This window comes from Erwinia sp. GW821-FHT03D09, assembly GCF_059420805.1.
The window spans coordinates 75,813-100,481 of sequence record NZ_JBWKUK010000014.1; the positions used below are offsets into that span (position 1 = coordinate 75,813).

The 24,669-nt window shown below is 58.9% G+C and carries 22 protein-coding genes and 1 pseudogene; 15 read left to right on the forward strand and 8 right to left on the reverse strand.

What is annotated here, in order from left to right:
• Nucleotides 1-21: 21 nt before the first annotated feature.
• Nucleotides 22-1,020: a Gfo/Idh/MocA family protein gene (locus tag AC07U6_RS15210; protein ID WP_494763926.1), complete on the reverse strand. Its 999-nt coding sequence runs from the start codon at nucleotides 1,018-1,020 to the stop codon at nucleotides 22-24.
• Nucleotides 1,021-1,204: 184 nt separating this feature from the next.
• Here AC07U6_RS15210 and AC07U6_RS15215 point away from each other — a divergent pair, with 184 nt between their 5' ends.
• Nucleotides 1,205-2,896 (forward strand): chloride channel protein, encoded by a 1,692-nt coding sequence (locus AC07U6_RS15215; RefSeq protein ID WP_494763925.1) that lies wholly within the window; start codon nucleotides 1,205-1,207, stop codon nucleotides 2,894-2,896.
• 66 nt (nucleotides 2,897-2,962) lie between these two features.
• On the opposite strand, the gene AC07U6_RS15220 is transcribed toward AC07U6_RS15215, so the two are convergent.
• From AC07U6_RS15220 to AC07U6_RS15235, 4 genes are all read right to left on the reverse strand, one after another.
• A complete protein-coding gene (locus AC07U6_RS15220) occupies nucleotides 2,963-3,766 on the reverse strand; it encodes an inositol monophosphatase family protein (protein WP_494763924.1) in 804 nt (267 codons plus the stop codon).
• 14 nt (nucleotides 3,767-3,780) lie between these two features.
• The gene (locus AC07U6_RS15225) at nucleotides 3,781-4,839 is read right to left on the reverse strand and encodes an ABC transporter ATP-binding protein (RefSeq protein ID WP_494763923.1); all 1,059 of its coding nucleotides are present in this window, start codon (nucleotides 4,837-4,839) and stop codon (nucleotides 3,781-3,783) included.
• Nucleotides 4,836-7,058 (reverse strand): ABC transporter permease, encoded by a 2,223-nt coding sequence (locus tag AC07U6_RS15230; RefSeq protein WP_494763922.1) that lies wholly within the window; start codon nucleotides 7,056-7,058, stop codon nucleotides 4,836-4,838. Before AC07U6_RS15230 ends, AC07U6_RS15225 begins: the two co-directional genes overlap by 4 nt.
• An 81-nt stretch (nucleotides 7,059-7,139) precedes the next feature.
• The gene (locus tag AC07U6_RS15235) at nucleotides 7,140-8,168 is read right to left on the reverse strand and encodes an ABC transporter substrate-binding protein (RefSeq protein WP_494763921.1); all 1,029 of its coding nucleotides are present in this window, start codon (nucleotides 8,166-8,168) and stop codon (nucleotides 7,140-7,142) included.
• Between the two features lie 217 nt (nucleotides 8,169-8,385).
• Between AC07U6_RS15235 and AC07U6_RS15240 the strand changes: the two genes are divergently transcribed.
• Nucleotides 8,386-9,420 carry a LacI family DNA-binding transcriptional regulator gene (locus AC07U6_RS15240; RefSeq protein ID WP_494763920.1) on the forward strand — a complete coding sequence of 345 codons (1,035 nt, stop codon included), beginning with the start codon at nucleotides 8,386-8,388 and terminating at the stop codon, nucleotides 9,418-9,420.
• A gap of 100 nt (nucleotides 9,421-9,520) precedes the next feature.
• Nucleotides 9,521-10,243, forward strand: a pseudogene (locus tag AC07U6_RS15245) (histidine-type phosphatase); the annotation flags it as partial.
• Nucleotides 10,244-10,366: 123 nt separating this feature from the next.
• On the opposite strand, the gene AC07U6_RS15250 reads toward AC07U6_RS15245, so the two are convergent.
• Nucleotides 10,367-10,858 carry a M48 metallopeptidase family protein gene (locus tag AC07U6_RS15250; protein ID WP_494763919.1) on the reverse strand — a complete coding sequence of 164 codons (492 nt, stop codon included), beginning with the start codon at nucleotides 10,856-10,858 and terminating at the stop codon, nucleotides 10,367-10,369.
• A gap of 129 nt (nucleotides 10,859-10,987) precedes the next feature.
• Here AC07U6_RS15250 and rlmG point away from each other — a divergent pair, with 129 nt between their 5' ends.
• Nucleotides 10,988-12,115 carry a 23S rRNA (guanine(1835)-N(2))-methyltransferase RlmG gene (gene rlmG, locus AC07U6_RS15255; protein ID WP_494763918.1) on the forward strand — a complete coding sequence of 376 codons (1,128 nt, stop codon included), beginning with the start codon at nucleotides 10,988-10,990 and terminating at the stop codon, nucleotides 12,113-12,115.
• 44 nt (nucleotides 12,116-12,159) lie between these two features.
• Here the strand turns inward: rlmG and AC07U6_RS15260 are convergent, their stop codons facing one another.
• On the reverse strand, nucleotides 12,160-12,876 hold the full coding sequence (locus AC07U6_RS15260) for a purine nucleoside phosphorylase YfiH/LACC1 family protein (RefSeq protein WP_494763917.1): 717 nt from the start codon (nucleotides 12,874-12,876) through the stop codon (nucleotides 12,160-12,162).
• A gap of 229 nt (nucleotides 12,877-13,105) precedes the next feature.
• On the opposite strand from AC07U6_RS15260, the gene AC07U6_RS15265 reads away from it, so the two are divergent.
• Nucleotides 13,106-13,636 carry a YagU family protein gene (locus AC07U6_RS15265; protein ID WP_494763916.1) on the forward strand — a complete coding sequence of 177 codons (531 nt, stop codon included), beginning with the start codon at nucleotides 13,106-13,108 and terminating at the stop codon, nucleotides 13,634-13,636.
• A gap of 2 nt (nucleotides 13,637-13,638) precedes the next feature.
• Here the strand turns inward: AC07U6_RS15265 and AC07U6_RS15270 are convergent, their stop codons facing one another.
• Complete coding sequence (locus AC07U6_RS15270; RefSeq protein WP_494763915.1) at nucleotides 13,639-15,648, reverse strand: oxidoreductase; 2,010 nt, start codon at nucleotides 15,646-15,648, stop codon at nucleotides 13,639-13,641.
• Between the two features lie 237 nt (nucleotides 15,649-15,885).
• Here AC07U6_RS15270 and idnD point away from each other — a divergent pair, with 237 nt between their 5' ends.
• The 10 genes from idnD to pqqE all read left to right on the forward strand — a co-directional run bounded on the left by idnD (nucleotide 15,886) and on the right by pqqE (nucleotide 24,666).
• Nucleotides 15,886-16,917: an L-idonate 5-dehydrogenase gene (idnD, locus tag AC07U6_RS15275; RefSeq protein WP_494763914.1), complete on the forward strand. Its 1,032-nt coding sequence runs from the start codon at nucleotides 15,886-15,888 to the stop codon at nucleotides 16,915-16,917.
• Between the two features lie 9 nt (nucleotides 16,918-16,926).
• Entirely contained in the window at nucleotides 16,927-17,691 is a 765-nt protein-coding gene (idnO, locus tag AC07U6_RS15280; protein ID WP_494763913.1) for a gluconate 5-dehydrogenase, read from the forward strand.
• A gap of 47 nt (nucleotides 17,692-17,738) precedes the next feature.
• Nucleotides 17,739-19,058, forward strand: a complete 1,320-nt coding sequence (locus tag AC07U6_RS15285) for a gluconate:H+ symporter (RefSeq protein ID WP_494763912.1) — start codon at nucleotides 17,739-17,741, stop codon at nucleotides 19,056-19,058.
• A 91-nt stretch (nucleotides 19,059-19,149) separates the two neighbouring features.
• Nucleotides 19,150-20,205, forward strand: coding sequence for a DNA-binding transcriptional regulator IdnR (gene idnR / locus AC07U6_RS15290; RefSeq protein WP_494763911.1), 1,056 nt, complete (start codon nucleotides 19,150-19,152; stop codon nucleotides 20,203-20,205).
• Between the two features lie 9 nt (nucleotides 20,206-20,214).
• Nucleotides 20,215-21,258 (forward strand): dipeptidase, encoded by a 1,044-nt coding sequence (locus AC07U6_RS15295; protein ID WP_494763910.1) that lies wholly within the window; start codon nucleotides 20,215-20,217, stop codon nucleotides 21,256-21,258.
• Between the two features lie 176 nt (nucleotides 21,259-21,434).
• Complete coding sequence (pqqA, locus tag AC07U6_RS15300) at nucleotides 21,435-21,506, forward strand: pyrroloquinoline quinone precursor peptide PqqA (RefSeq protein WP_072166356.1); 72 nt, start codon at nucleotides 21,435-21,437, stop codon at nucleotides 21,504-21,506.
• Nucleotides 21,507-21,589: 83 nt separating this feature from the next.
• Nucleotides 21,590-22,501, forward strand: coding sequence for a pyrroloquinoline quinone biosynthesis protein PqqB (pqqB, locus tag AC07U6_RS15305; RefSeq protein WP_494763909.1), 912 nt, complete (start codon nucleotides 21,590-21,592; stop codon nucleotides 22,499-22,501).
• Nucleotides 22,498-23,253 carry a pyrroloquinoline-quinone synthase PqqC gene (pqqC, locus tag AC07U6_RS15310; RefSeq protein WP_494763908.1) on the forward strand — a complete coding sequence of 252 codons (756 nt, stop codon included), beginning with the start codon at nucleotides 22,498-22,500 and terminating at the stop codon, nucleotides 23,251-23,253. The genes pqqB and pqqC overlap by 4 nt, the downstream gene beginning before the upstream one ends.
• Complete coding sequence (pqqD, locus tag AC07U6_RS15315) at nucleotides 23,250-23,531, forward strand: pyrroloquinoline quinone biosynthesis peptide chaperone PqqD (RefSeq protein ID WP_494763907.1); 282 nt, start codon at nucleotides 23,250-23,252, stop codon at nucleotides 23,529-23,531. The genes pqqC and pqqD overlap by 4 nt, the downstream gene beginning before the upstream one ends.
• Nucleotides 23,518-24,666, forward strand: a complete 1,149-nt coding sequence (gene pqqE, locus AC07U6_RS15320) for a pyrroloquinoline quinone biosynthesis protein PqqE (RefSeq protein WP_494763906.1) — start codon at nucleotides 23,518-23,520, stop codon at nucleotides 24,664-24,666. The genes pqqD and pqqE overlap by 14 nt, the downstream gene beginning before the upstream one ends.
• Nucleotides 24,667-24,669: the final 3 nt, after the last annotated feature.

The following is a 24,669-nucleotide window of genomic DNA, read 5'->3' on the forward strand; positions in this document are numbered from 1 at the left end:
AGCGTTGGTCAATCGGCAAGATTAGTGGTCTAACGCGGGTTCCTGAGCATCGGCCGGGAATACCACGCCGGTCTGGCGGCGGATTTCCGTCAGCAGACGCGCCACGCTTAACGAATAGGTTAATCCCGGATGATTAATCTCGTTGGTTTCAATCAGCCGGGCAAAGGTTTCCGCCTCGTACAGCATGGTATTGATATGCTGTGGCTGTGTGAGATCCTGCGGCTTCGCGCCGCGTGCCACGAAGCTGATGTTCTGGCATTCGGAAACGTGCTCGATGACCAGCGAACCGGCTTCTCCCTGGATTTCGCTCGGCAGCACGGACTGGCTGATTTTTGAATGCTGCACGGTCACGTCGAAGCTGCCGTAGTCCAGCAGCACGGTGCCTGCGCCGTCTACGCCGCTTTCCAGCAGCGTCGCGCTGGCCGTCACCTTCTGCGGCTCGCCCCACAGGCTGACCGCCGTACCCAGGCAGTAATAGCCAATATCCATAATCGAGCCGTTGGACCAGCGCGGATTGAAGGTATTCGGGTTTTCACCGTCCAGGTAGCGCTGATAGCGGGATGAATACTGGCAGTAATTAATCAACGCCTTACGCAGAACGCCGATCTTCGGTAGAGATTGCTGTAACAGCTGGAAGTTCGGCAGGCTGGCGGTTTTGAACGCCTCGAACAGCACCACCTGATGCTCACGCGCGCAGGCGACCATCTCTTCCACTTCACGCAGGTTTGACGCCAGCGGTTTTTCACAGATAACGTGCTTACGATGACGCAGGAACAGCAGCGACTGCGGGCAGTGCAGGGCGTTCGGGCTGGCAATATAAACGGCATCGATCAGATCGGACTGGGCCATCGCTTCCAGCGAGTCAAAAAGTTGTTCTACCGGGTAATCGTTGGCGAAAGTCTGCGCCTGCTCCAGCGTGCGGGAGTAAACCGCGGTCAGCTTAAATTTACCCGTTTCATGAGCGGCATCGACAAACTGACGGGTGATCCAGTTGGTTCCAACGACGGCAAAGCGAATCATAGTATAGTCCGTTCTCTGGGTTGGCCGGGCGCATCGGGGCGGTAGCGGCCAAAAAGGGAAAAGGAAGATTAACATGCGATGACGCTGGCGCAATGGCTAAAAACGCCGTGCCGCCGTCACGGTCACGATTTGATTTTTCGCAGCCGCTCTCGCACGATAGAGAAAAGAATTTCGGGGTAAAAAGATGTCCATTGGCACTAAACATGCACTTAACTGGACCAGCATTCTGGTGGCGATCCCGGTCGGGCTGGTGGCTTCGCTGGTCACGCTGGGCTTTCGTAAACTGATCGAGCTTATCGACCTGCTGGTGTTCAGTGGGCAGCAGGACATCACCGAAGCCATGCACGTTTACCCCTGGTATTTTTGGCCGCTAATCGTCGGCATCGGCGGGCTGATTGCCGGATTCTTTCTGCGCTACGCCACGGCATTAGAACAGAAGGAGACTATTCGCACCGACTATCTGGATGTGATCAACGCCCGGCTGGACAGCGTGCCGACCCGCACCTCACTGTTTCGCGGACTTTCCTCGCTGGCCAGTATCAGCAGCGGTGCCTCCATTGGCCGGGAAGGGCCGATGGTACAATTGTCTGCGCTGAGCGGCAGCCTGATGGGGCGCTGGCTGTTTAAATCCCTGCCGCTGAAAAACAGCGACGTGGTGGCGATGGCCGCCGCCGCCGGTTTGTCGTCGGTTTATCATGCGCCGCTGGCGTCGGCGATCTTCGTGGCGGAAATTGCCTTCGGCATCTCGGCCATGCAGCGGCTGATCCCGCTGATAATCTCCTCCGGCGTTGCGGTGCTGACCATGTGGTCGCTGGGCTACCGCTCGGCGATTTATCCCTTTTCCCACGCGCAGTTTGAGCTGACGCCGGGCAGCATTCTGCTGACGGTGGGGATCGGTCTGCTGGCCGGGCTGTTTGGCTGGGCGATGATCTGGCTGATTGGTCAGAGCAAGCGACAGTTCGGCCGTATCGGCAGTCTGCCGCTGCGGCTGGGGCTGGGGGGCGTGCTGGTGGGCGCGCTGGCGATCGGCAGCACGCAGATCCTGGGCAACGGCTACGAGGTGATCGTGCGCATTATGGCGGGAAGTTTCCTGCTGCCGATGCTGGCCGCGCTGCTGCTGCTAAAAATGCTGGCAACGGCGATCTCGGTCGGCTCCAGTGCGGTAGGCGGCCTGTTCACCCCGGCGCTGCTGATCGGCGCGCTGGTGGGGCAGCTGGTGGCGCTGGTGGCGATCATGGCGGGCGTGCCGGTCAGCAACGCCGAAGTGCTTGCCGCCGTCGGCATGGGTGCCGTGCTGTCCTCGGTAAGTCAGGCGCCGCTGATGGCGATGCTGATGGTGCTGGAAATGACACTCAACAGCAGCCTGCTGTTCCCCACCATGATTGCCTGCGTGCTGGCGTCGATGTTGGCCTATCGCCTGCAGTCTGGCAGCACCTATTCGGTGGTCAACAGCCACTTCAGCCGTTCTGATGCCAAGTTCGATTTTGATAACGGCATTATCTCGCAGTTTATCGTCTCCGGTGCGGCGCTGACGCCGGAGGATTCGGTGGGTAAAGCGCTGGCGGTCAGTTCGCTAAAGCGCGAGCGCTTTGTTTACGTCATTGACCACAAAGGCACCTTCCTCGGCGCGGTTTCGATTCACGATATCTCGCACAAGGTGCTGGATAAGGAGATCACTCTGACCTCGCCGGTGAGCTGCGTGATGGATTCCAGCTTCCCAACCATCTTTGAAAACCAGACCATTCGGGAAGGCTGGGAGGCCTTCGCCCGCATCACTCTGGAGCGCCTGCCGGTGCTGAATAATCCGCAGGAGCGCAAATACGTCGGGGCGCTGACCAAAACCAGCCTGATCCAGAAGGCGAAGGATTTTATCTGAGTAGCGGGGAATGAAGGACGCCTGACCCGCCGGGAACAGGTCAGGCGTTTAAACGGTATTCAGCCACTACAGCCCGGCGATGCGCCGCAGATCCGCTTCCGCACCCGGTGCTACCGCCAGCACCTGCGCGCCTTTCAGCAGGCGATCGCCTTCGGTATTAAACGGGTGATACCAGCCGCCCGCCTCTTTGACCAGGCAATAACCGGCCAGGCAGTCCCAGGCGTGCATATAAGGTTCGTAGTAGCCCACCACGCGGCCCGCGGCCACCCAGGCCAGCATCAGCGCGCCGGAGCCGATGCGAATAAAGTTACCGCCCGCATCCAGCAGCGAGGCCAGAATTTTACCCACTTCATCCGGGCTGACGTAGCTGTTGGCACCAAAGCCGGTGACGTGGTTTTGCAGCGTGCGGGCAGGATCAACCTGTAAACGCTTGCCGTTCAGCGTGGCCCCGTGGCCCAGCGCGGCGACGTAGCACTCCTGATACCAGGGGGCATAAATCACCCCAATCACCGGTACGCCGTCCTGCAATACCGCCACCGACACGCACCAGTTTGGCATGCCGTTGAGGAACGGGCTGGTGCCGTCAATCGGATCGACCACCCAGGTATAGCCCGACGATCCCACCTGCAGGCCATACTCTTCCCCCAGAAAACCGTCGTCCGGGTACTGCGCGCGGATCTGCTGGTCGATCATCTGCTCAACTTCGCGATCGGCTTTGGACACCACGTCCTGCAAATCATGTTTGGTTTCCACCACCAGGCTGTCGCGCTGATGAAAATACGCCAGCGCCTTTTCTCCCCCGGCACGCGCCACTTTTTCCGCCAGCGCCAGCCGCGCCAGCAGTGCATCATGGTTTACTAATTCACTCATTATCTATCCTTAAATTAGCCAGCAATCAGGGCCAGGCCCTGCGGTTTAAAATCAATCGCCACGCGTGAGGCCTGCGGCCGCTGCTGTTCCATCTGCGCATCGACAATAAACAGCGGCCCCAGTTCGGTCGCCACCTCATACTCAATGTGATTGCCCAGCCAGGTGCTGTGCGTCACTTCCCCCGGCAGCGCGCCAACGCCATCATCGCGTAAAGTGATGAACTGCGGCCTGACGGAGAGCTGAGCCGCGCCGGTTTTCACGCCGTTACCGCGTACGCGATAGCGCTGGTTGCCGAGCCGTACCAGCGCCTCAGTGCCCTCAATCTGCTCCACTTCGCACGGCAGAATATTGGCCTCGCCCATAAAGTCGGCGATAAACACCGAATTCGGCGCGCGATAGAGGCTTTCCGGTGCACCCTGCTGGGCAATATTGCCCTCTTTCATCACGATAATCTTATCGGACACCGCCAGCGCTTCTTCCTGATCGTGGGTGACATACACCGCAGTGAAGCCGAGCCGCTGTTGCAGATCGCGGATGTCGGTACGCACGCGGCGGCGCAGGCGCTCATCAAGATTGGACAGCGGCTCATCCAGCAGCACCTGCGGCTCCAGCACCAGCGCGCGTGCCACGGCAATACGCTGCTGCTGGCCGCCGGACAGCTCGGACGGCAGGCGCTGGCCCTGATTTTCTAATCCAACCAGCTTCAGCCCCTCGCGCGCCCGGTCCTGCGCTTCGCGCTTGCTGATGCCGGAGGATTGCAGGCCGTACATAATATTATCGAGCGCGCTCATATGCGGAAACAGCGCGTAGGACTGAAACACCATTGCGACATCGCGTTCGTTGGCCGGCAGGTGAGTCACGTCTTTACCGCCAATCAGAATGCGCCCGGATGTCGGGTGCTCCAGCCCGGCCAGCAGCCGCAGCGTGGTGGTTTTACCGCAGCCGGATGGGCCAAGCAGCGTGACCAGCGTACCCGGCTCCACCGTCAGCGACAGGTCGGGCAGGGCGTTAAATCCCGCAAAGCGTTTTGAAACGTGCTCAAACACCACGGAACCGGCATTCAGGGTTGTCATACGGTATTCTCCTGGGTTAAAGAGGTTGAAGCGGGCGGTGCCGGCACATCTACCGGGCGGGTGACACGACGCAGCCGCCGTTCACCGACCAGCCACTGGAATACGCCGATAATCAGCAGCATCACCACGATCAGCACCGTGGAGTAGGCGATCGCCACGCCGTATTCGCCGTTTTCTACCAGCCCGACGATGTAGGACGTCGCCATGTTGTACTGCGCGCTGACGAGGAAGATCACCGCGCTGATCGAGGTGATTGCCCGCACGAAGGCATACACCAGCGCGGCGCTGAGCGCCGGCTTCAGCAGCGGCAGCACCACCTTACGTAGCGTGCGGAAGCTGTTAGCGCCAAGGGTCAGAGAGGCTTCATCCAGGCTTTTATCCAGCTGGCTCATCGCCGCAATGCCGCCGCGTACGCCTACCGGCATATTGCGGAAGACAAAACAGGCCACCAGAATCAGCGCGGTGCCGGTAATCTCCAGCGGCGGCAGGTTATAGGCCATCACGTAGCTGACGCCGATTACCGTGCCGGGAATGGCGAAGCTGAGCATCAGCAGGAACTCAAAGGTCTGACGACCGGCAAATTTCTGCCGCACGATCAGCCAGGCGGTGAGCAGCCCGACGATTGCCGTCAGCGGCGCGGCGATCAGCGCGATCTCCAGCGTGGTCCAGAACGAGTTCCACGCCACGCCGCTCCACAGCAGATGGCCCTCGCTAAAGCTGATACCGAAAGCACGGACGTAGTGATTGATGGTGAGGGAACTGTCCAGCCCCCACGACTGTACAAAGCCGCCCACCACAATCATGCCGTAGATCACCAGGGTGAACAGACCCCACGGGATCACCATGCCATACACGCCGAAGCGCAGCGCGCGCGGTAGCTTGCCGTGCTGGCCGCCGTCGCCTTTGCCGGTAACCGTGGCGAAGTTCTTGCCGCCCAGCCACAGTCGCTGCAGGATAAACGCCGCCAGAGTAAAGCACAGCAGGATCATCGCCAGCACCGCCGCACGGCTTGGATCGTTTTGCGCACCCACCACCGAGAAGAAGATTTCGGTAGAAAGCACGCCGTGGCTGCCGCCGAGTACCATCGGGTTGCCGAAGTCGGCCATACTTTCGATAAAGGTGATCAGGAAGGCGTTAGCCAGCCCGGGGGCCATCAGCGGTAGCGACACGCGGCTGAAGGTGCGCCAGCGGTTGGCGCGCAGCGTCTGCGAAGCTTCCTCCAGCGAAGGGCTGACGCCCTCCACCACGCCAATCAGCACCAGGAAGGCGATCGGTGTAAACGACAGCACCTGAGCAATCCAGATGCCGGTTAAGCCGTACAGCCAGCGACCCGGCTCGATGCCAAACAGCGCAGCCAGATGCTCGGTTATCACGCCTGAACGGCCAAACAGCAGGATCAGCGCCAGGCCGATCACAAACGGCGGGGTAATGATTGGCAGGATGGTGAGCATGCGCAGCGCTTTTTTGCACGGCAGCGAGGTGCGCGTGGCGGCAAGGGCAAACGCCAGCCCCAGCAGCGTCGATCCCGTGGCGGTCATCAACGCCAGCCACAGCGTGCGCCAGGCCGTGCCGCAGGTGCCGCCGTTTAAGCAGGAGAGGCTCCAGATGGCCGGGTCCTGAATATTGCTAATTAAGCCAGCGGGCTGGAAGCTGCCGTCCACATCCTGTACCGAAACCACGAACATGCTCAGCACCGGATAAAGTACAAAGATGCTGACCAGCGCCGTCAGCAGCACCAGCGAGGCCACCACAAAGGCATCGCCCTTCATCACGCCGCGTTCGGCCAGCGCGAAGGAGAACAGCAGCAGAAAGGTGGTCAGCAGCAGCAGCGCACCGGCACCCATCGCCGGCTGGCCGGATTCCAGCGCGCCAAAGCGGTTTTCCAGCCATAGCCAGCTCCAGCCGCTGTAGCCAATCGCATGGCCTTCAATGATTAAAAACAGCACGCCGAAGGCGCTGAACAGCAGCAGCAACCGGCTGCGCGCGCCCGACGGCAGCAGGCCGCAGCCGCCGCACAGCGCGAACAGCGCCACCGCTATTGCCAGCCACGGATGTTCGCCCAGCTGCCAGAGCGCTGGGGCCGTCGCGGCATCGCTCCACAGGCTTATCAGCCAGCCGCCGTCAAAGAAACCGGCCTCAAGGCTGTACCACGGCAGCAGCAGCAGAGCCGCCGCGCCCAATATCAGCGCGCCGGTCAGACGACGATTATTTGCATTCATGACATACCTCGACCTGAAAACCAGGCTGAAGCGGACATCAGGCCGAAGCCACCGCGTATCAGCATCACAAAACGGCGGGGATTACTGCGCACTGGCACCGATCTCTTTGTCCCAACGGCTCAGCAGCGCTTTGCGTTTGGCGGAATCGCCGTAGGTTTTGAAGTCGTAGTCGATCAGCTTGATGTTCTCAAAGCGCGGCGCGTATTCGGAAATCTCCGCATTGCGGTTGGACGGCAGCTGGAAGGATTTGACCTCTTTCATATGCGACTGGGCTTCCGCGCTCAGTGCCCAGTCGTACCAGACTTTGGCATTGGCGAGGTTACGCGCGCCTTTGACGATCGACATCGAGCCAATTTCGTAGCCGGTGCCTTCACACGGCGCAACGGTCTTGATCGGGAAACCGTCAACCTGCATCGCCACCGCATCGTGCATAAACACGATACCGACGGTGGTTTCCCCGCGCGCGGCGGATTTCACCGGTGCGGAACCCGATTTAGTGTACTGGGAAACGTTCGCGTTGAGCTTTTTCAGATAATCGAAGGCTTTATCTTCGCCCATGATCTGCCCCAGCGTGGCCAGGGTGTTGTAGGCGGTGCCGGACGAGTTCGGGTTGGCGATTTGGATCTCACCCTTAAAGCCCGGATCGAGCAGATCGGCCCAGCAGGTCGGTTCCTTCAGTTTTTTGTCGGCAAGCAGCTTGGTGTTATAGCCCCAGCCGAGCGCTCCGGCGTAGATGCCGACCGTGCGATAGCCGGAGTCTTCAGCCTGCTTCTGTGCCCAGTCCTGCTGTTCGGTCAGCCGCGGTGATTTATACACCTGGGTCAGCCCTTCATCCGCCGCCTGCATATGCGGATCGCCGGTGCCAGCCCACCAGATATCGGTGCGCGGGTTACGCGCCTCGCTGCGCAGCCGCGCATAGGCCTCACCCGCCGACAGGCGCACCATGTTGACTTTAATATCGGGATGAGACTGACTAAAAATACGCGTCATATGCTCGCACACCACCACATCCGCCGAGCAGACCATATTCAGATTGCCCGCCGCCGAGGCGGCAAACGGTAAAGCAGTGCAACAGAGGGATAGCGCGATGGCCATTGAGGTATATCGCATGATGATCTCCTTGGTTTGTAGGGTGGATGCTTCACTGGCACCTATTTTTGCACGTGTGTGCAAATTAATAATGAACAAGAAATAAACTGTCAAATGGCTTAGGGCTGAATTAATAGCCTTTGTCACAAAAATATAACAATTGTGATATCGGTCAGTTTGCACAGCTTTGCAATCTGAGGCAAACTCATTCTCAGGCGGGATTTTGATGGAGAACAGCATGCAAAATGAAAAAGCGGTGGTGAGTGCGCAGGACGTGGCCGACCGCGCGGGCGTTTCACGCTCAGCGGTGTCGAGGACCTACACGCCGGGCGCCAGCGTGTCGGAAACGACCCGCGCGCGGGTGATGAAAGCGGCAGAGGAACTGGGCTATCACGTCAATCATCTGGCGCGCGGGCTGGTGCGCAACCGCAGTGGGATTGTCTGCCTGGTGGTGTCTGAAATCGCCACCCCCTATCGTGCGATGCTGGTCCGCTGGCTGACCCAGTTTTTGCAGGAGGCGGGAAAAGTGGCGATGCTGATCAACACCGACCGCTCGGATAACAGTGTGTCGGCGGCGCTGCAGCAGGCGATTAATTTCCGCGCCGACGCCTCGATTATCCTCTCCGGCATGCCGGACCGCGCCATCACCCGCCAGTGCTACAAACACGGTCAGCGCATTATTCTGATTAACCGCGATGAGTCGCTGCCCGGATCGCTGAGTATTAACCTGGATGCACAATCGGCGGCGGAAACGGCGGTGATGGCATTCCAGCGTGCCGGCTGTCGGCATCTGGCGTTTGCTAACTCGCTGGCCGGAACGCCCAGCCTGATGAAGCGTGAAGCGGCGTTTGTCGCGGTGGCGGAACAGGCCGGATTAGCGGTCATCGTTGAGCGTTTTGGCTCCACATCCTATGAAAGCGGTCAGATCCTGGCGCATCGCCTGCTGACCCGCCAGCAGCGCCCGGACGCGGTATTCTGCGTCACCGATCTGGTGGCCTGCGGTTTTATGGATGAGGCACGGCACCGTTTTGCGGTCCGCGTGCCGGAGGATATCTGCCTGATAGGGTTCGATAATATCGTGCAGGCCGGGTGGTCGTCCTTCAATCTGACCACCTTCGCCCAGCCGGTAGAGCGCTTTGCCCGCGACGCGGTGCAGTGGCTGATCCAGACCGAGCAGGCGGAAAGCGGCTTTACGCCGCAGAGCGAACAGCAGCACGACAGCCTGGTTTATCAGGCCGATGTGGTCTGGCGCGGTTCGGTGCGGGGAGGTTAACATAGGTTCACGCACACCGTAACCCGCGCAGAGTGAGCATGAGCGAGAAGAAAAAAACTGGGTCAATGCTGAAGATGTCGCCCGCCTGGCGGGAGTCTCACGTTCTGCGGTTTGCCGGGACGATGCATCCTGCACCTTCTTTGATAAGCCCTGGCAGATTAAACAGAGTAAAAGCGGTAAAGCCTACGTTGATGGCCCGAGCGTGCTGGCAAATATGGTTGAAACGCTTGGCCTGGGCTGGAATGAAAACCTGCCGGTTGCCCAACTCGCATGGGGCAATATCACCTCATCGGCGCAGATCACCGCCGTTTTACCGCTGTTAACGGCCAATTACGATCTCAGCAACGACGTGCTTTACACCGCGCAGAAGCGAGGCTCCATTCTGCTTAACGCTATGCTGCAGGGCGTTGAGCAGGGGGTGAAGAAGCCGGCGGATAACATGCCGGATACCCGCTGGCTGCTGCTGGTGGCGCATGATACCAATATCGCGATGGTACGCACGCTGATGGATTTCAGCTGGACGCTGTCCGGCTACACGCGCGGCAACATCCCGCCGGGCAGCAGCCTGGTGCTGGAGCGCTGGCGTGAAACCAGGACGGGAGAGCGTTTCCTGCACGTCTACTTCGAGGGGCAGAGCCTGGACGACCTGCGCAATTTACAGCAGGTGGACGGCAAGCATCCGCTGCTGCGTGAGGAGTGGCGTCAGTTGGACTGCCGGGTAACCGACGTGGGTACGCTGTGCCCGCTGCGCACCGCCGTCAAAGCGCTGAGTAAAAACCTCGATCGCCGTGCGATAACTCCGGTGGCTTACGCGCTGCCGTGATGTTCAGCGCTTGCTGCAGGCAGGGAGGCCTGCAGCAAATCCATTCGCATTTTTCCTCAGACGAACGGCTGCCTCAGTAGAACAGCCTTCCCGCAATCAGAATAAAAATCGGCCGCAGCGGGGTTATTTCAGATCGCGGAAGTTCAGCCAGATGCGCATATCAAACTCCAGCTGATGATAGTCCGGTTCCATATGGCAGCACAGCTGATAGAACGCTTTGTTGTGATCCTTCTCTTTCAGATGCGCCAGCTCGTGCACCACGATCATCTTGAGAAACTCTTCCGGCCCGTCGCGAAACAGCGTGGCGATGCGGATCTCATTGTTGCTTTTCAGCTTGCCGCCCTGCACGCGGGAAACAAAGGTATTGGTCCCCAGCGTGCCCTTCACCGGATTCTGCTTATTATCAAACATCACTTTCGACAGCGCGGGGGTATTTTTCAGATAGCGCTGCTTCAGCCCACCGACGTACTGATAGAGCGATTTGTCGTCCTGAATGCTGTGCTGGCCTGGATATTTTTTCTCTACCCACGCCGAAAGCTGGCCACGATCGGAAAGCTGCTGCACGCGGGCAATAAGGTCGGTGGGATAGCCGTTAAGGTAGCGTAATGTTGTCATAACTCTCTGATTAATCTGCTTTTAATTACCCAGTAAGCGCCAGGCGTTACGGGTAATTTTAAGAAAAACGTTTACTGTTCGCTCATTTTAGGGGATAAAACGCGGAAATTTTACCATTAAGGTGTTCCCATGAGCCAACTCGAACTAAGCAACCGTATGCTGACGCTGCATCGCTTTCCCCAAATGCGCGAAGAAAGCCCGTTGCAGGCCTGGGATGCGGCCGATGAATACCTGCTGAGGCATACTGGTGATGAGCCGACTGCCGGGCCGACGCTGATCTTCAATGACACTTTTGGTGCGCTGGCCTGCGCGGTAGCGGGCGAGGGCGTTTACAGCATCAGCGATTCCTGGCTTAACCAGCAGGCCACTCGTCAGAATCTGGCGTTAAACCAGCTGGACGAATGCGATGTACAGCTGCTGGACAGTCTGGCCCCGCTGCCTGCTGCTCCGTCGCGAGTGTTGATTAAGGTGCCGAAAACGCTGGCGCTTTTAGAGCAGCAGCTGCGTGCGCTGCGTAAGGTGGTCACGCCGGAAACGCAGATTATCGCCGCCGGAAAGGCGAAGGATATCCATACTTCCACGCTACAGCTGTTTGAAAAAATCCTGGGTGCGACCACCACCTCGCTGGCATGGAAAAAGGCGCGGCTGATCTATACCACCTTCAGCGCACCGAAACTGGCGGACAGCGATGTGATCGCCACATGGCCGCTGGACGGCACGGATTACCTGATTCATAACCATGCCAACGTATTCGCCCGCGGCGGATTGGATATCGGTGCGCGCTTCTTTATGGAAAATCTGCCGGAAGATATTGACGGTGAGATCGTTGACCTCGGCTGCGGCAACGGCGTGATTGGTCTGACGGCGCTGCGGCAGAACCCGCTGGCGCAGGTTCACTTTGTGGATGAGTCCTATATGGCCGTGGCATCCAGCCGCCTGAACGTGGAGTCAAACTGCCCGGACGATTTGGCGCGCTGTGAATTTCGCGTTAACAACGTGCTGGCGGGCTACCCGTCCGACCGTCTGCACGCGGTGCTGTGTAATCCGCCGTTCCATCAGCAGAACGCGGTCACCGATCATATTGCCTGGCAGATGTTTCGCGATGCCCGCCGCTGCCTGCAGTACGGCGGCGAACTGCGCATCGTCGGCAACCGCCACCTGGATTACTACCACAAGATGAAGAAGCTGTTTGGTAACTGCACCACCGTCGCCACCAACCAGAAGTTTGTGATCCTGCGTTCGGTGAAAATGCGCTGATTGCCAGCAGTCGGCAGGGATGCCGCACTTCGTTCAGCCGCACGTTAATCCTTCAAACGAATCCACGAAAAACGCTGCTGGTAGCCATGCTGGCGGTGCGTGTTGCGCCGGTAGCTGGCCTGCTCTTCCGCCATGCAGTAGGTGCAGATACCACTCAGCTCAATCTGCTGCTCCGGCACTCCCTCCCTTAGCGCGATGCGTTTTGCCAACAGCGGTAAATCAAACCACACACCGTCGGTGGTGCCCTGCGCCTGTGGGCGGACTGCCGCCGGGTTTATCGACGGCTGTTCCGACCACGCCATTAACGGTGCCAGGTGGTGCGGATCGTCCTGCTCCGCGCGGGCAATCAGGTCCTTTCCCAGCTCGTAGCAGCAGGGACCGATCGACGGGCCGATAGCAATAAACACATCCTCCGGCGCGCTGCCACCCTGGCAAAGCTGGCGGATGGCGTTAATCAGCACGCCGCTGAGGACGCCCTTCAGCCCACCGTGCACCGCTGCCACCTGGTGTTGTTTAGCATCTGTCAGCAGGATCGGCAGACAGTCCGCGGTGTAGACCGCAACGGGGCAGTTATCGCTGGCGATTAGCCCGTCGGCCTCCACGCTTTTTACCGGTAGCGCCGTGGCGCTCGGCACCACGCGGGCGCTGTGGCGCTGCTGATTGTAAATCGTCTCTACCGGGGGCCGTTCTCCGGCGGGTAAAAATGCGTGATCGAGCCAGTCGAAGCGGGAAAGTAGCGGAGAGCGCCAGGAATACGACATCAAAATGCTCCTTAAGGGACGGACGACAGATTTTTTTATACGCCTTCGAGGCTAACGTTTTACGACATTTTGCCAAAATATTTTCGCTGGCCGTGCCTGGATTGATGCTGCGGGTTTACCTTGCCGCCTGCAATAACAATCTTCCGAGTGTAAAAAAGGTTATGCTGCACCACCGGAACGGTATTTCCGAGAACTTAAAGGATTTTTTTTGCATGGAGAGCTTTACCGCATGACCAATAAATCGTATCGCCGTTATTCTGCCGCACTGCTGGCGGGCTTTGCAGGGGGCAATATTGCCAGCTTCGTTAAGTGGGGCAGTGAGAACCCCTTCCCGCCGCGCACGGCCGACCGGGCGATTCCGCCTGTTGAAATGCTCAATGATCTGGGCCTGAACACCGAAGCGATGATTTATCAGTGGTCCGGGCACGTGGTGAACTGGGGTGTGGCGGGCGTTCACCACCTGTTTTCGGTTTTTTTCGCCATGCTCTACTGCTGGCTGGCGGAGATCTTCCCGTCGATCAAGCTGTGGCAGGGCGTGGCCTTCGCGCTGGTCATCACCGTGATTTTCCACGGCGTGGTTTTACCGGCTGCGGGTTGGGCACCGGCACTGTGGAATCTTCCCGCCGATGAAATCCTGTCCGAAACCTTCGGCCATATCCTCTGGATGTGGACGATTGAAATCTTCCGCCGCGACCTGCGTAACCGCATAACCCGCGCCCGGGATGCCGAGGAGCGCCTTGCCACCTCCGCCGGGCGCTGAGGCTAAATCCCCAGTCCCAGTTTAGTTCCCTGCGCAATAGCCCGGCGAGCATCCAGCTCCTGGGCTATATCTGCTCCGCCGATAATATGCAGAGGCTTGCCCTGGGCGAGGAGCTGCGTTTCCAATTCCCGCCTTGGCTCCTGTCCGGCGCAGATAATAATATTATCCACCGCCAGCAGCAGCGGTTCGCCGTCGCGCAGAATATGCAGCCCGTCATCATCAATGTGCTGATACTCAACGCTGCCCCACATCTGCACGCCGTGCATTTGCAGGCTGGCACGATGTATCCAGCCGGTGGTTTTTGCCAGCCCTGCGCCTGGCTTACCGGGTTTGCGCTGTAGCAGCCATACCTGGCGGGCGCTGTGAGGCGCTACCGGGATCGTCAGGCCTCCGGGCTGGGTCAGCGTGCGGTCGATGCCCCATTCTTCGCAGAAGTCGGCGATATCCTGCGGCTCTGATGTTTCAGGCTGCACCAGATATTCCGCGGTATCAAAGCCGATACCGCCTGCGCCGATAATCGCCACTCGCTGCCCCACCGGTTTTTTGTCGCGGATCACGTCCAGATAGCTGAGAACCGAAGGGTGCCCGATGCCCGGGATGGCCGGCGTGCGGGGCTCAATACCGGTGGCCAGCACCACTTCATCAAAGTCAGCAAGCTGTGCCGCACTGACGTACTGATTCAGCCGCAGGGTCACGCCGTGGATCTCGATTTGGCGGCGGAAGTAGCGCAGGGTTTCGCTGAACTCCGCCTTCCCCGGGATCTGTCGGGCAATATTGAACTGTCCGCCAACTTCCGGCAGCGCATCAAATAGCGTCACCTGATGCCCGCGCGCGGCGGCATTCACCGCAAATGCCAGACCGGCTGGCCCGGCACCGACCACCGCGATGTTTTTCCGCACGGCTGCGGGGATCAGCGGCAGGGTGGTTTCGTGGCAGGCGCGGGGATTGACCAGACAGGAGGTGAGCTTGCCGACAAAAATCTGATCCAGACAGGCCTGATTGCAGCCGATGCAGGTGTTGATCTCATCACTGCGTCCCTGCTGCGCCTTCAGCACAAACTCGGCGTCGGCCAGGAACGGGCGCGCCATCGATACCATATCGGCGCAGCCGTCGTCCAGCACCGCCTGCGCCACATCGGGGTGATTAATGCGGTTGGTGGCGATCAGCGGGATGCGCAGATGCTGCTTCAGCGCCTGCGTCACCCAGGCAAAAGCGGCGCGCGGCACGGCGGTGGCAATGGTCGGAATACGCGCCTCGTGCCAGCCAATGCCTGTATTGATCAGCGTGGCGCCGGCCTGTTCCACCTCTTTCGCCAGAGTGATGGTTTGCTCCAGTGTGCCGCCCTGCTCCACCAGGTCCAGCATCGACAGGCGGAAAATAATAATGAATTCGTCGCCTACCGCCGCCCGTACCGCGCGCAGAATATCCAGCGCGAAGCGACGGCGGCGCACCTCATCGCCGCCCCATTCATCGTTGCGCTGATTGGTATGGGTCACCAGGAACTGATTTATCAGATAGCCTTCGGACGCCATGATTTCCACGCCGTCGTATCCGGCCTGCTGTGCCAGACGTGCGCAGCGGGCATAGGCGGCGATCAGCGCCAGGATCTCTTCGTGGCTGAGCGCGCGCGGGGTAAAGGGATTGATGGGAGCCTGAATCGCCGAAGGGGCAACCAGGCCGGGCTGATAGCTATAGCGCCCGGTATGCAGGATCTGCATAGCAATTTTTCCACCGGCCTGATGCACGGCGTCGGTAACCTGGCGATGGTGTGCCAGCTGCGATTCGTCGTTCAGCACCGAGGCTCCGGGGCTGACCACGCCCTCCGGGGTGGGGGCAATGCCGCCGGTGACGATCAGCGCCACTCCGGCGCGGGCGCGCTCGGCGTAAAATGCCGCCAGCCGTTCGGCACCCTGCGGATGCTCCTCCAGCCCGGTATGCATTGAACCCATCAGAAAACGGTTTTTGAGCTGGGTAAATCCCAGGTCCAGCGGAGAGAACAGTGACACGCTCATCGTAAATCTCGGAAGTGGTCGGATGAGTTAACTGTAGCGATCATATGACCGCGACGAAAGTGCAGTTATTGGCTTTGTGATGTATGCCACTGATTAACGTTTCTCCGAAAGGGTAGGCGTGTCACGTTATGCGTAACATGAGTTTAGTAACATGATTTTTAGTGATCTTTTTCACAGTCTTGCATCTACAAAATCGTTCTTATAGGCGCCTCAATAAATACGTATTAGAGGTTTCTCATGAGTACTACCACGCAGTCCTGCATGATCAACGGTAAAGAGCAGGTCGAGGTTATCAGCCAGCAGGTGGATTACCATGGCGAAGGCACGCTGGTGCGCATCACGCGCGGCGGCATTTGCGGTTCCGATCTGCACTACTATCAGCACGGCAAGGTCGGCAACTTTGCGGTAAAAATGCCGATGATCCTGGGTCATGAAGTGATTGGCTACGTGGTGAAAAGTGATAACCCGGCGCTGAAAGAGAATCAGAAAGTGGCGGTGAACCCGTCCAAACCCTGCGGCCACTGCAAATACTGCGAAGCGCAGGAGGAGAACCAGTGCACCAGCATGCGCTTCTTCGGTAGCGCCATGTACTTCCCGCACGTGGACGGTGGCTTCACCCAGTTCAAAGTGGTCGAGAGCAGCCAGTGCATTCCTTTCGATAACCAGGCCGATGACAAGGTGATGGTGTTTGCCGAACCGCTGGCGGTGTGCATTCACGCGGCCAACCAGGGCGGCGATCTGCAGGGCAAAAAAGTCTTTATCTCCGGTGTGGGCCCGATCGGCTGCCTGATCGCTGCGGCGGCAAAAGCCAAAGGCGCGGCGGAAGTAGTCTGTGCCGATATCAGCGAGCGCTCGTTGGTGATGGCCGTGGCGATGGGCGCTACCGACACCATTCACGCGGCAAACGGTGATTTTGCGCCTTATCTGGCGGAGAAGGGCTACTTTGACGTGTCGTTTGAAGCCTCCGGCCATCCTTCTTCTCTGACCCGATGCCTGGAAGTGACTCGTGCAAAAGGCACGCTTGTGCAGGTAGGCATGGGCGGCGACGTGCCGGGCTTCCCGATCATGATGCTGATCGCGAAAGAAATAAAACTGGTTGGTTCCTTCCGCTTTACCACCGAATTCAACACGGCGGTGGAGTGGCTGGGCACCGGCACGGTGAACCCGCTGCCGCTGTTCAGTGGTGAATACGACTATCAGAATATCGACGCTGCACTGGTGTTTGCCGGTGATAAACAAAAAGCCGCCAAAGTGCAGCTGACTTTTTAAGGACTCATCATGACTACGCTTTTCTCTCTGGCAAACAAACGTGTACTGATCACCGGTTCCGGTCGCGGCATTGGTTTTCTGATGGCGAAAGGATTGGCCGAGGCCGGTGCAGAAGTGATCATCAACGCCACCACTCAGGAAGGTGCGGATAAAGCAGCCGCTGCGTTACAGCAGCAGGGCTTTAAGGCGCACGCAGTGGCGTTTGACGTCACCCAGTCAGCGGCGGTAAATGCGGCGGTGGAAAAAATTGAAAGCGAGATTGGGCCGATCAACGTGCTGGTAAACAACGCCGGTATTCAGCGCCGTCGCCCGTTCCTGGAGTTCCCGGAGCAGGACTGGAATGACGTTATCGCCGTGAACCAGACGGCGGTATTCCTGGTTTCTCAGGCGGTGGCGCGCCAGATGGTGACCCGCAAACAGGGCAAAATCATCAATATCGGCTCGATGCAGAGCGAGCTGGGCCGCGACACCATCACGCCGTATGCGGCCTCTAAAGGCGCTGTGACCATGCTGACGCGCGGTATGTGCGTTGAGCTGGCGCGCCACAATATTCAGGTAAACGGCATTGCGCCGGGCTACTTTAAAACCGAAATGACCCAGGCGCTGGCGGATGATGAAGCCTTCACCTCATGGTTATGCAAACGTACACCGGCAGCGCGCTGGGGCAACCCGGAAGAGCTGATCGGTGCTGCGGTGTTCCTTGCTTCAAAAGCCTCTGATTTTGTGAACGGGCACCTGCTTTTTGTTGATGGCGGGATGCGCGTCGCAGTGTAAGCGGCTACACCTTAAGACACCGGACTTTTTAAAACACAGGAATTTCTATGCCCATTACAATAATAGCCATTGGGGTCATTCTGCTTCTGGTGCTGATGATCGTATTTAAGGTCAACGGCTTCATCGCTCTGATTTTTGTTTCTGCTGTGGTCGGCGTGGCCGAAGGGATGACGCCGCTGGCGGTTATCGCTTCGATCCAGAAAGGGGTTGGCGGCACGCTCGGTGGGCTGGTGCTAATCCTCGGCTTCGGTGCCATGCTCGGCAAGCTTGTGTCCGACACCGGGGCCGCGCAGCGCGTGGCGACCACGCTGATTGCCGCCTTCGGTAAACAGCGCGTGCAGTGGGCGCTGATGGTTACCGGCCTGGTGGTTGGCCTGGCGATGTTCTATGAAATCGGCTTCGTGCTGCTGCTGCCGCTGGTGTTTACCGTGGTGGCCGCCGCTCGCCTGCCGCTGTTGTACGTCGGCGTGCCGATGGTTGCCGCGCTGTCGGTGACCCACTGCTTCCTGCCGCCGCATCCGGGCCCGACTGCTATCGCCATTATCTTTGGTGCTAATCTCGGTACCACGCTGCTGTACGGCATGATCATTACTATCCCAACGGTGATTATTGCCGGGCCGGTATTCTCCAAATTCCTGAAGAACTTTGAAAAGTCGCCGCCGGAAGGGCTGTACAACCCGAAAGTCTTTGAAGACCATGAAATGCCGGGCTTCTGGACCAGTATTTTTGCGGCGGTTATTCCGGTGATCCTGATGGCAGTGTCGGCAGTCTTTGAGCTGACCACGCCGAAAGAGAACGTGCTGCGCCAGTTCTTTGAGTTTGTCGGTAACCCGGCCGTCGCGCTGTTTATCTCTGTGGTGATTGCGGTGTTCACTCTGGGCCTGCGCAACGGCCGTAAGATGGATGAGGTGATGGAGATGTGCGGTTCCTCCATCGGTGCGATTGCGATGATCGTGTTCATTATTGCCGGTGGCGGTGCCTTCAAGCAGGTGCTGGTAGACAGTGGTGTGGGCGATTACATTGCCAACATGATGAAAGGTTCGTCGCTGTCTCCGCTGCTGATGTGTTGGACCGTGGCGGCAATGCTGCGTATCGCCCTTGGTTCTGCGACAGTCGCGGCGATCACCACCGCCGGTATCGTGACGCCCATTATTGCTATCACCCACACCGATCCGGCGCTGATGGTGCTGGCGGTTGGTTCCGGTAGCGTTATCGCTTCACACGTGAACGATCCTGGCTTCTGGCTGTTCAAGGGCTACTTTAACCTCAGCGTAATCGAAACGCTGAAGACCTGGACGGTGATGGAAACGCTGATTTCCTTCCTCGGTCTGGCAGGCGTGTTGATTCTGAACGCCATTATTCACTAATCTGTCAGACGGTCGGTTACTTCCGTCGTCATCCCGTAAGGGCCAGGCTTGCCTGGCCCTTTTTTACTTTTATCTGATTCCATGGAAGCTTATGAGATCGCACCGCATATCGTTACAGGACATCGCCACGCTGGCTGGCGTAACCCGGATGACGGTAAGCCGCTATCTGCGGACGCCAGAACGCGTTGCGCCGGAAACCCGGGCGAAAATTGCCCAGATCATTGAAGAGATTAACTACATTCCCAACCGCGCGCCGGAGATGCTGCTCAACGCGAAGAGCTATACGCTGGGTGTACTGATCCCGTCGTTTAAAAACCAGATATTCGCCGACCTGCTTAGCGGCATTGAAGCTGCAACCAAAGAGGGGCGCTATCAGACGCTGATCGCTAACTACAACTACGATAAGCAGGTGGAAGAAGAACAGATCATCAATCTGCTGTCCTACAATATCGACGGCATCCTGCTCAGCGAAAAGGATCACACCCTGCGGGCGGTGAAGTATCTGCGCTCGGCGAAGATACCGATTGTGGAAGTGATGGATACCCAGGGCGCCTGCCTGGATATGCAGGTCGGTTTTAACAACTACAGTGCGGGCTACGATATGACGCGTACGCTGCTCGATCAGGGCCGTAAACGGATTATCTATTTTGGCTCACAGGACGACCGGCGCGATGAGTTCCGCTATCGCGGCTATTGCCAGGCGATGAGCGAGCGGGGAGGCGAGGGGCGGCGAATCAACCCGAAAGCGATCTCTTCGCAGAAGCTGGGAGCGGCAATGCTGACCTCCGCGCTGGAGCAGTATCCCGATCTGGATGCGGTATTCTGTACCAATGACGATCTGGCGCTGGGCGCGCTGCTCTTCTGCCAGCGGCAGGGGATTGCGGTGCCGGGCCGGATTGCCATTGCCGGTTTCCACGGGCTGGATATCAGCCGGGAGATGTACCCGACCATGGCCAGCGTGATCACCCCGCGCTATGCGATCGGCTACACTGCCGCAGAGCTGCTGCTGAAAAAAATCAGCAATGAAAGCTTTACCGCCGACTCGGTGGACCTCAGCTATCAAATCTTTATGGGCGAAACCATCCGATCGTCGCTTCTGACAACGGCGAAAACTGCGTTATGCTTTGGTGTTCCCCGCGCGATATAGGCACTGCCAATGAGCAATATCCCCCAGCCGGTTTTTGACGGCCATAACGATCTGCTGCTGCACCTGTGGCTGCATCATCCTGAACGCCCGGCCGAGGCCTTTCTTCAGCAGCGTCTTGGCGGCCATCTCGACCTGCCCCGTATGCGGCAGGGCGGTTTTGCCGGGGGGCTGTTTGCCGTGTTTGTGCCGCCTGCGGAGTACGTGGCGAAATTCTTCAAGCGTGATGCGCAGCAGGAGGCGCTGCGCCACGATCCGCTGGCGATCACCGGGCAGCAGATTGCCATATTCCAGCAGATTGCAGAGCGGTCGGCGGGACAGGCGCGCGTCTGCCGCAGCGTCAGCGATATTGAGCAGTGCATGGCGCAGGGCGTGCTGGCAATGGTGCTGCATATTGAGGGGGCCGAAGGGCTGGATGAGGAGCTGAGCCAGCTGGAAGGCTGGGCCGCCGCCGGGTTGCGCAGTATCGGGCCGTTCTGGAACATCCCTAACCGTTTTGGCTTCGGCATTAACGGCACCTTTCCCGGCTCACCGGACACCGGTGAGGGGATGACCGAGGCCGGTAAGCGGCTGATCCGCGCCTGTAATCAGCACCGGCTGATGATCGACCTGTCGCATATGAATGAGAAAACCTTCTGGCAGACCGCCGAGCTCAGCGACGCGCCGCTGGTGGCCAGCCACTCCAACGTCCATGCGCTGTGCCCGCAGCCGCGCAACCTGACGGACGATCAGCTGGCGGCAATCAAAGAGAGCGACGGATTGGTCGGGCTGAATTTCGGCACCTCGTTCCTGCGCAGCGACGGCAAGCGCGACGGCAATACGCCGCTCAGCGTGATGGTGCAACACCTTGACTATCTACTGGAAAAATTGGGGGAAGACCGCGTGGCGTTCGGCTCTGACTTTGACGGGATTAACGTGCCGGATGAGATCGGCGACGTCACCGGCCTGCCGAGGCTGGTGAACGCGCTGAAGGCTGCAGGCTATGGCGACGAACTGATTAATAAGCTGAGCCACGCGAACTGGCTGCGGGTTTTACGGCAAACCTGGCAGAAATAAACCGTGGTTTTTGAACCAAATAGTACAAAATTTAATTATCCACAAAGAATTAAGGGTTGATATCGATTTATCATAGGCGCAACATTTGCGCCGCCAGGTTCTTGTAATTTGACAACATGCCTTTCACCTGGTGCGCCCGGGTGGGTTATTTTTAGCGATACTGAGAGGAGATGACTATGTGGACTAAACCTACTTTCATCGATATGCGTCTGGGCTTAGAAGTGACTCTGTACATTTCTAACCGTTAATATTTCTGCCCGCCGGGTTATCCCGGTTGCAGATAATGCCTGCTGTGTACCGCGGGCATTTTCTCCCTTTTCCCGGTTTATCCATGAAAATCAAAGTGCTTGGCTCTGCGGCAGGCGGTGGTTTCCCGCAGTGGAACTGTAACTGCCGCAACTGCCAGGGCGTGCGCGACGGCAGCATCCCTGCCACGCGGCGTACCCAATCTTCAATCGCGGTCAGCGATAACGGCACCGACTGGGTGCTGTGCAATGCCTCACCGGATATTTGCCATCAGATTGCCGCCAATCCCGAACTGAATAAGCACGGCGTGCTGCGCGGCACGGCGATCGGCTCAATTATCCTCACCGACAGCCAGATCGATCACTGCACCGGTTTACTGAACCTGCGCGAAGGCTGCCCGCATCAGGTGTGGTGCACGCCGGAAGTGCACGACGATCTGATCAGCGGTTTCCCGATTTTTACCATGCTTTCCCACTGGAACGGCGGCCTGGTGCATCACGCCATCCAGCCCGCAGAGCCGTTTTCAGTGTCGGTGTGCCCGGCGCTGCGCTTTACCGCTATCCCGATCCTCAGCAATGCACCGCCGTACTCACCGTATCGCGGGCGGCCTTTACCCGGCCATAACATCGCGCTGATGATTGAGAACACCACGACCGGCAGCAAGCTGCTGTACGCACCCGGGCTGGGCGAGCCGGATGCTGAACTGCTGGCGCTGATGAAGCAGGCCGACTGCCTGCTGATCGACGGCACGCTGTGGCAGGACAACGAGCTGGCCAACACCGGCGTGGGGCGCAATACCGGGCGCGATATGGGCCATCTGGCGCTGGGGGAAGAGCAGGGGCTGATGGCGTTGCTCAGTAATCTGCCGGCGCGCCGCAAGATCCTGATCCATATTAACAACACCAATCCGATCCTCGATGAGTCCTCGGCGGAGCGCCAGGCGCTGACGCAGCGCGGCATTGAGGTGAGCTTTGACGGAATGAGTATCGACCTATGAGCCAGCCAGCACTGATGACCCCCGAGCAGTTCGAACAGGCCCTGCGCGCGCGCGGTGCCTATTACCATATTCATCACCCGTACCATACCGCCATGCATAACGGCGAGGCGACGCGCGAGCAGATCCAGGGCTGGGTGGCGAACCGCTTCTACTACCAGACCAATATTCCGCTGAAAGACGCGGCGATTATGGCCAACTGCCCGGACCCACAAATGCGCCGCAAATGGGTGCAGCGTATCCTGGACCACGACGGCTACGGTAACAGCGAAGGCGGCATTGAGGCCTGGCTGCGGCTCGGTGAAGCGGTCGGGCTGGATCGCGATGTGCTGCTCTCCGGGCAGATGGTACTGCCGGGCGTGCGCTTCGCCGTAGATGCCTACGTCAACTTTGCCCGCCGCGCGGTGTGGCAGGAAGCCGCCTGTAGCTCACTGACCGAACTGTTTGCGCCACAGATCCACCAGTCGCGCCTCGACAGCTGGCCGCAGCACTTCACCTGGATTGAAGAAGAGGGCTACGGCTACTTCCGTGGACGTCTGAGCCAGGCGCGTCGTGACGTTGAGCACGGTCTTGAGCTGGCGCTGGAGTACTGCAACACCGTGGAGAAACAGCAGCGCATGCTGGAGATCCTGCAGTTCAAACTGGACATTCTGTGGACCATGCTGGACGCCATGACCATGGCCTACGCCCTGGAGCGTCCGCCGTATCATACCGTCACCGACCAGCCCGTCTGGCATAAAGGAAAACTGCTGTGAGCAACCTGCAAACTATTCCGATGTTCCGCCGCGGCTACCGCCTGCAGTGGGAAGAAGTGCAGAACTGCCATGTGATCCTCTATCCGGAAGGCATGGCCAAGCTGAACGACAGCGCCACGGCGATCCTCGAACTGGTGGACGGCAAGTGCACGCTGGCCGACATCATTCAGACGCTGAACGATCGCTTCCCGGAAGCGGGCGGCGTGGATGACGATGTACAGGATTTCTTCGCCCAGGCGAGGGAACAGAAGTGGATAATATTACGTGACCCAGCCTGATAATAAGGTCAACCCGCCGCTGTGGTTGCTGGCCGAACTGACCTACCGCTGCCCGCTGCAGTGCCCGTACTGCTCGAACCCGCTGGATTTTGCCCAGCAGGATAAAGAGCTGACCACCGAGCAGTGGATCGAAGTCTTTAAGCAGGCCCGTGCGATGGGCGCAGTGCAGATCGGTTTCTCCGGCGGCGAGCCGCTGGTGCGCAAAGATCTGCCCGAGCTGATCCGCGCGGCGCGTGATTTGGGGTTCTACACCAACCTGATCACCTCGGGGATCGGCCTGACGCAGAAAAAGATCGATTCGTTTGCTGAAGCGGGCCTCGATCATATTCAGATCAGCTTCCAGGCCAGCGACGAGACGCTGAACGCCGCGCTGGCCGGATCGAAGAAGGCCTTCCAGCAGAAACTGGAGATGGCGCGCGCGGTGAAGGCGCACGGCTATCCGATGGTGCTGAACTTTGTGCTGCACCGCCACAATATCGACCAGATCGACCGCATTATCGAACTATGCATCGAACTGGAAGCGGATGACGTGGAGCTGGCGACCTGCCAGTTCTACGGCTGGGCGCAGCTGAACCGCGAAGGGCTGCTGCCGACCCGCGATCAGATCGAACGCGCCGAAGCGGTGGTTGCCCGCTACCGTGAGAAGATGTCCGCCAGCGATAACCTGACCAACCTGCTGTTCGTGACCCCGGATTACTACGAAGAGCGCCCGAAAGGCTGCATGGGCGGCTGGGGGGCGATTTTCCTGAGCGTGACGCCGGAAGGCACCGCGCTGCCGTGCCACAGTGCGCGCCAGCTGCCGGTGCAGTTCCCGTCGGTGCTGGAGCAGAGCCTGCAGGATATCTGGTTTAACTCCTTCAGCTTTAACCGCTATCGCGGCTTTGACTGGATGCCGGAACCCTGCCGATCCTGTTCGGAGAAAGAGAAGGACTTCGGCGGCTGCCGTTGCCAGGCCTTTATGCTGACCGGCAACGCGGATAATGCGGACCCGGTGTGCAGCAAGTCCGAGCATCACCACAAAATCCTTGCCGCCCGAGAGCAGGCTAACTGCACCACCATGCGCGTTGACCAGCTGCAGTTCCGCAACCGCGCTAACTCCGAGCGGGTTAATTCCCAGTTGATTTTCAAAGTCTGACCG

Excerpts from the sequence above, each read along its gene's own strand:
- AC07U6_RS15220 (WP_494763924.1), bottom strand. The coding sequence starts at position 3,766 with ATGAGTGAATTAGTAAACCATGATGCACTGCTGGCGCGGCTGGCGCTG.
- idnR (WP_494763911.1), top strand. The coding sequence starts at position 19,150 with ATGAGATCGCACCGCATATCGTTACAGGACATCGCCACGCTGGCTGGC.
- idnD (WP_494763914.1), top strand. The coding sequence starts at position 15,886 with ATGAGTACTACCACGCAGTCCTGCATGATCAACGGTAAAGAGCAGGTC.
- AC07U6_RS15210 (WP_494763926.1), bottom strand. The coding sequence starts at position 1,020 with ATGATTCGCTTTGCCGTCGTTGGAACCAACTGGATCACCCGTCAGTTT.
- pqqB (WP_494763909.1), top strand. The coding sequence starts at position 21,590 with ATGAAAATCAAAGTGCTTGGCTCTGCGGCAGGCGGTGGTTTCCCGCAG.
- rlmG (WP_494763918.1), top strand. The coding sequence starts at position 10,988 with ATGAGCCAACTCGAACTAAGCAACCGTATGCTGACGCTGCATCGCTTT.
- AC07U6_RS15285 (WP_494763912.1), top strand. The coding sequence starts at position 17,739 with ATGCCCATTACAATAATAGCCATTGGGGTCATTCTGCTTCTGGTGCTG.
- pqqC (WP_494763908.1), top strand. The coding sequence starts at position 22,498 with ATGAGCCAGCCAGCACTGATGACCCCCGAGCAGTTCGAACAGGCCCTG.
- AC07U6_RS15250 (WP_494763919.1), bottom strand. The coding sequence starts at position 10,858 with ATGACAACATTACGCTACCTTAACGGCTATCCCACCGACCTTATTGCC.
- AC07U6_RS15235 (WP_494763921.1), bottom strand. The coding sequence starts at position 8,168 with ATGCGATATACCTCAATGGCCATCGCGCTATCCCTCTGTTGCACTGCT.
- AC07U6_RS15215 (WP_494763925.1), top strand. The coding sequence starts at position 1,205 with ATGTCCATTGGCACTAAACATGCACTTAACTGGACCAGCATTCTGGTG.
- AC07U6_RS15260 (WP_494763917.1), bottom strand. The coding sequence starts at position 12,876 with ATGTCGTATTCCTGGCGCTCTCCGCTACTTTCCCGCTTCGACTGGCTC.
- AC07U6_RS15240 (WP_494763920.1), top strand. The coding sequence starts at position 8,386 with ATGCAAAATGAAAAAGCGGTGGTGAGTGCGCAGGACGTGGCCGACCGC.
- AC07U6_RS15265 (WP_494763916.1), top strand. The coding sequence starts at position 13,106 with ATGACCAATAAATCGTATCGCCGTTATTCTGCCGCACTGCTGGCGGGC.
- AC07U6_RS15295 (WP_494763910.1), top strand. The coding sequence starts at position 20,215 with ATGAGCAATATCCCCCAGCCGGTTTTTGACGGCCATAACGATCTGCTG.
- AC07U6_RS15225 (WP_494763923.1), bottom strand. The coding sequence starts at position 4,839 with ATGACAACCCTGAATGCCGGTTCCGTGGTGTTTGAGCACGTTTCAAAA.
- AC07U6_RS15230 (WP_494763922.1), bottom strand. The coding sequence starts at position 7,058 with ATGAATGCAAATAATCGTCGTCTGACCGGCGCGCTGATATTGGGCGCG.
- AC07U6_RS15270 (WP_494763915.1), bottom strand. The coding sequence starts at position 15,648 with ATGAGCGTGTCACTGTTCTCTCCGCTGGACCTGGGATTTACCCAGCTC.
- idnO (WP_494763913.1), top strand. The coding sequence starts at position 16,927 with ATGACTACGCTTTTCTCTCTGGCAAACAAACGTGTACTGATCACCGGT.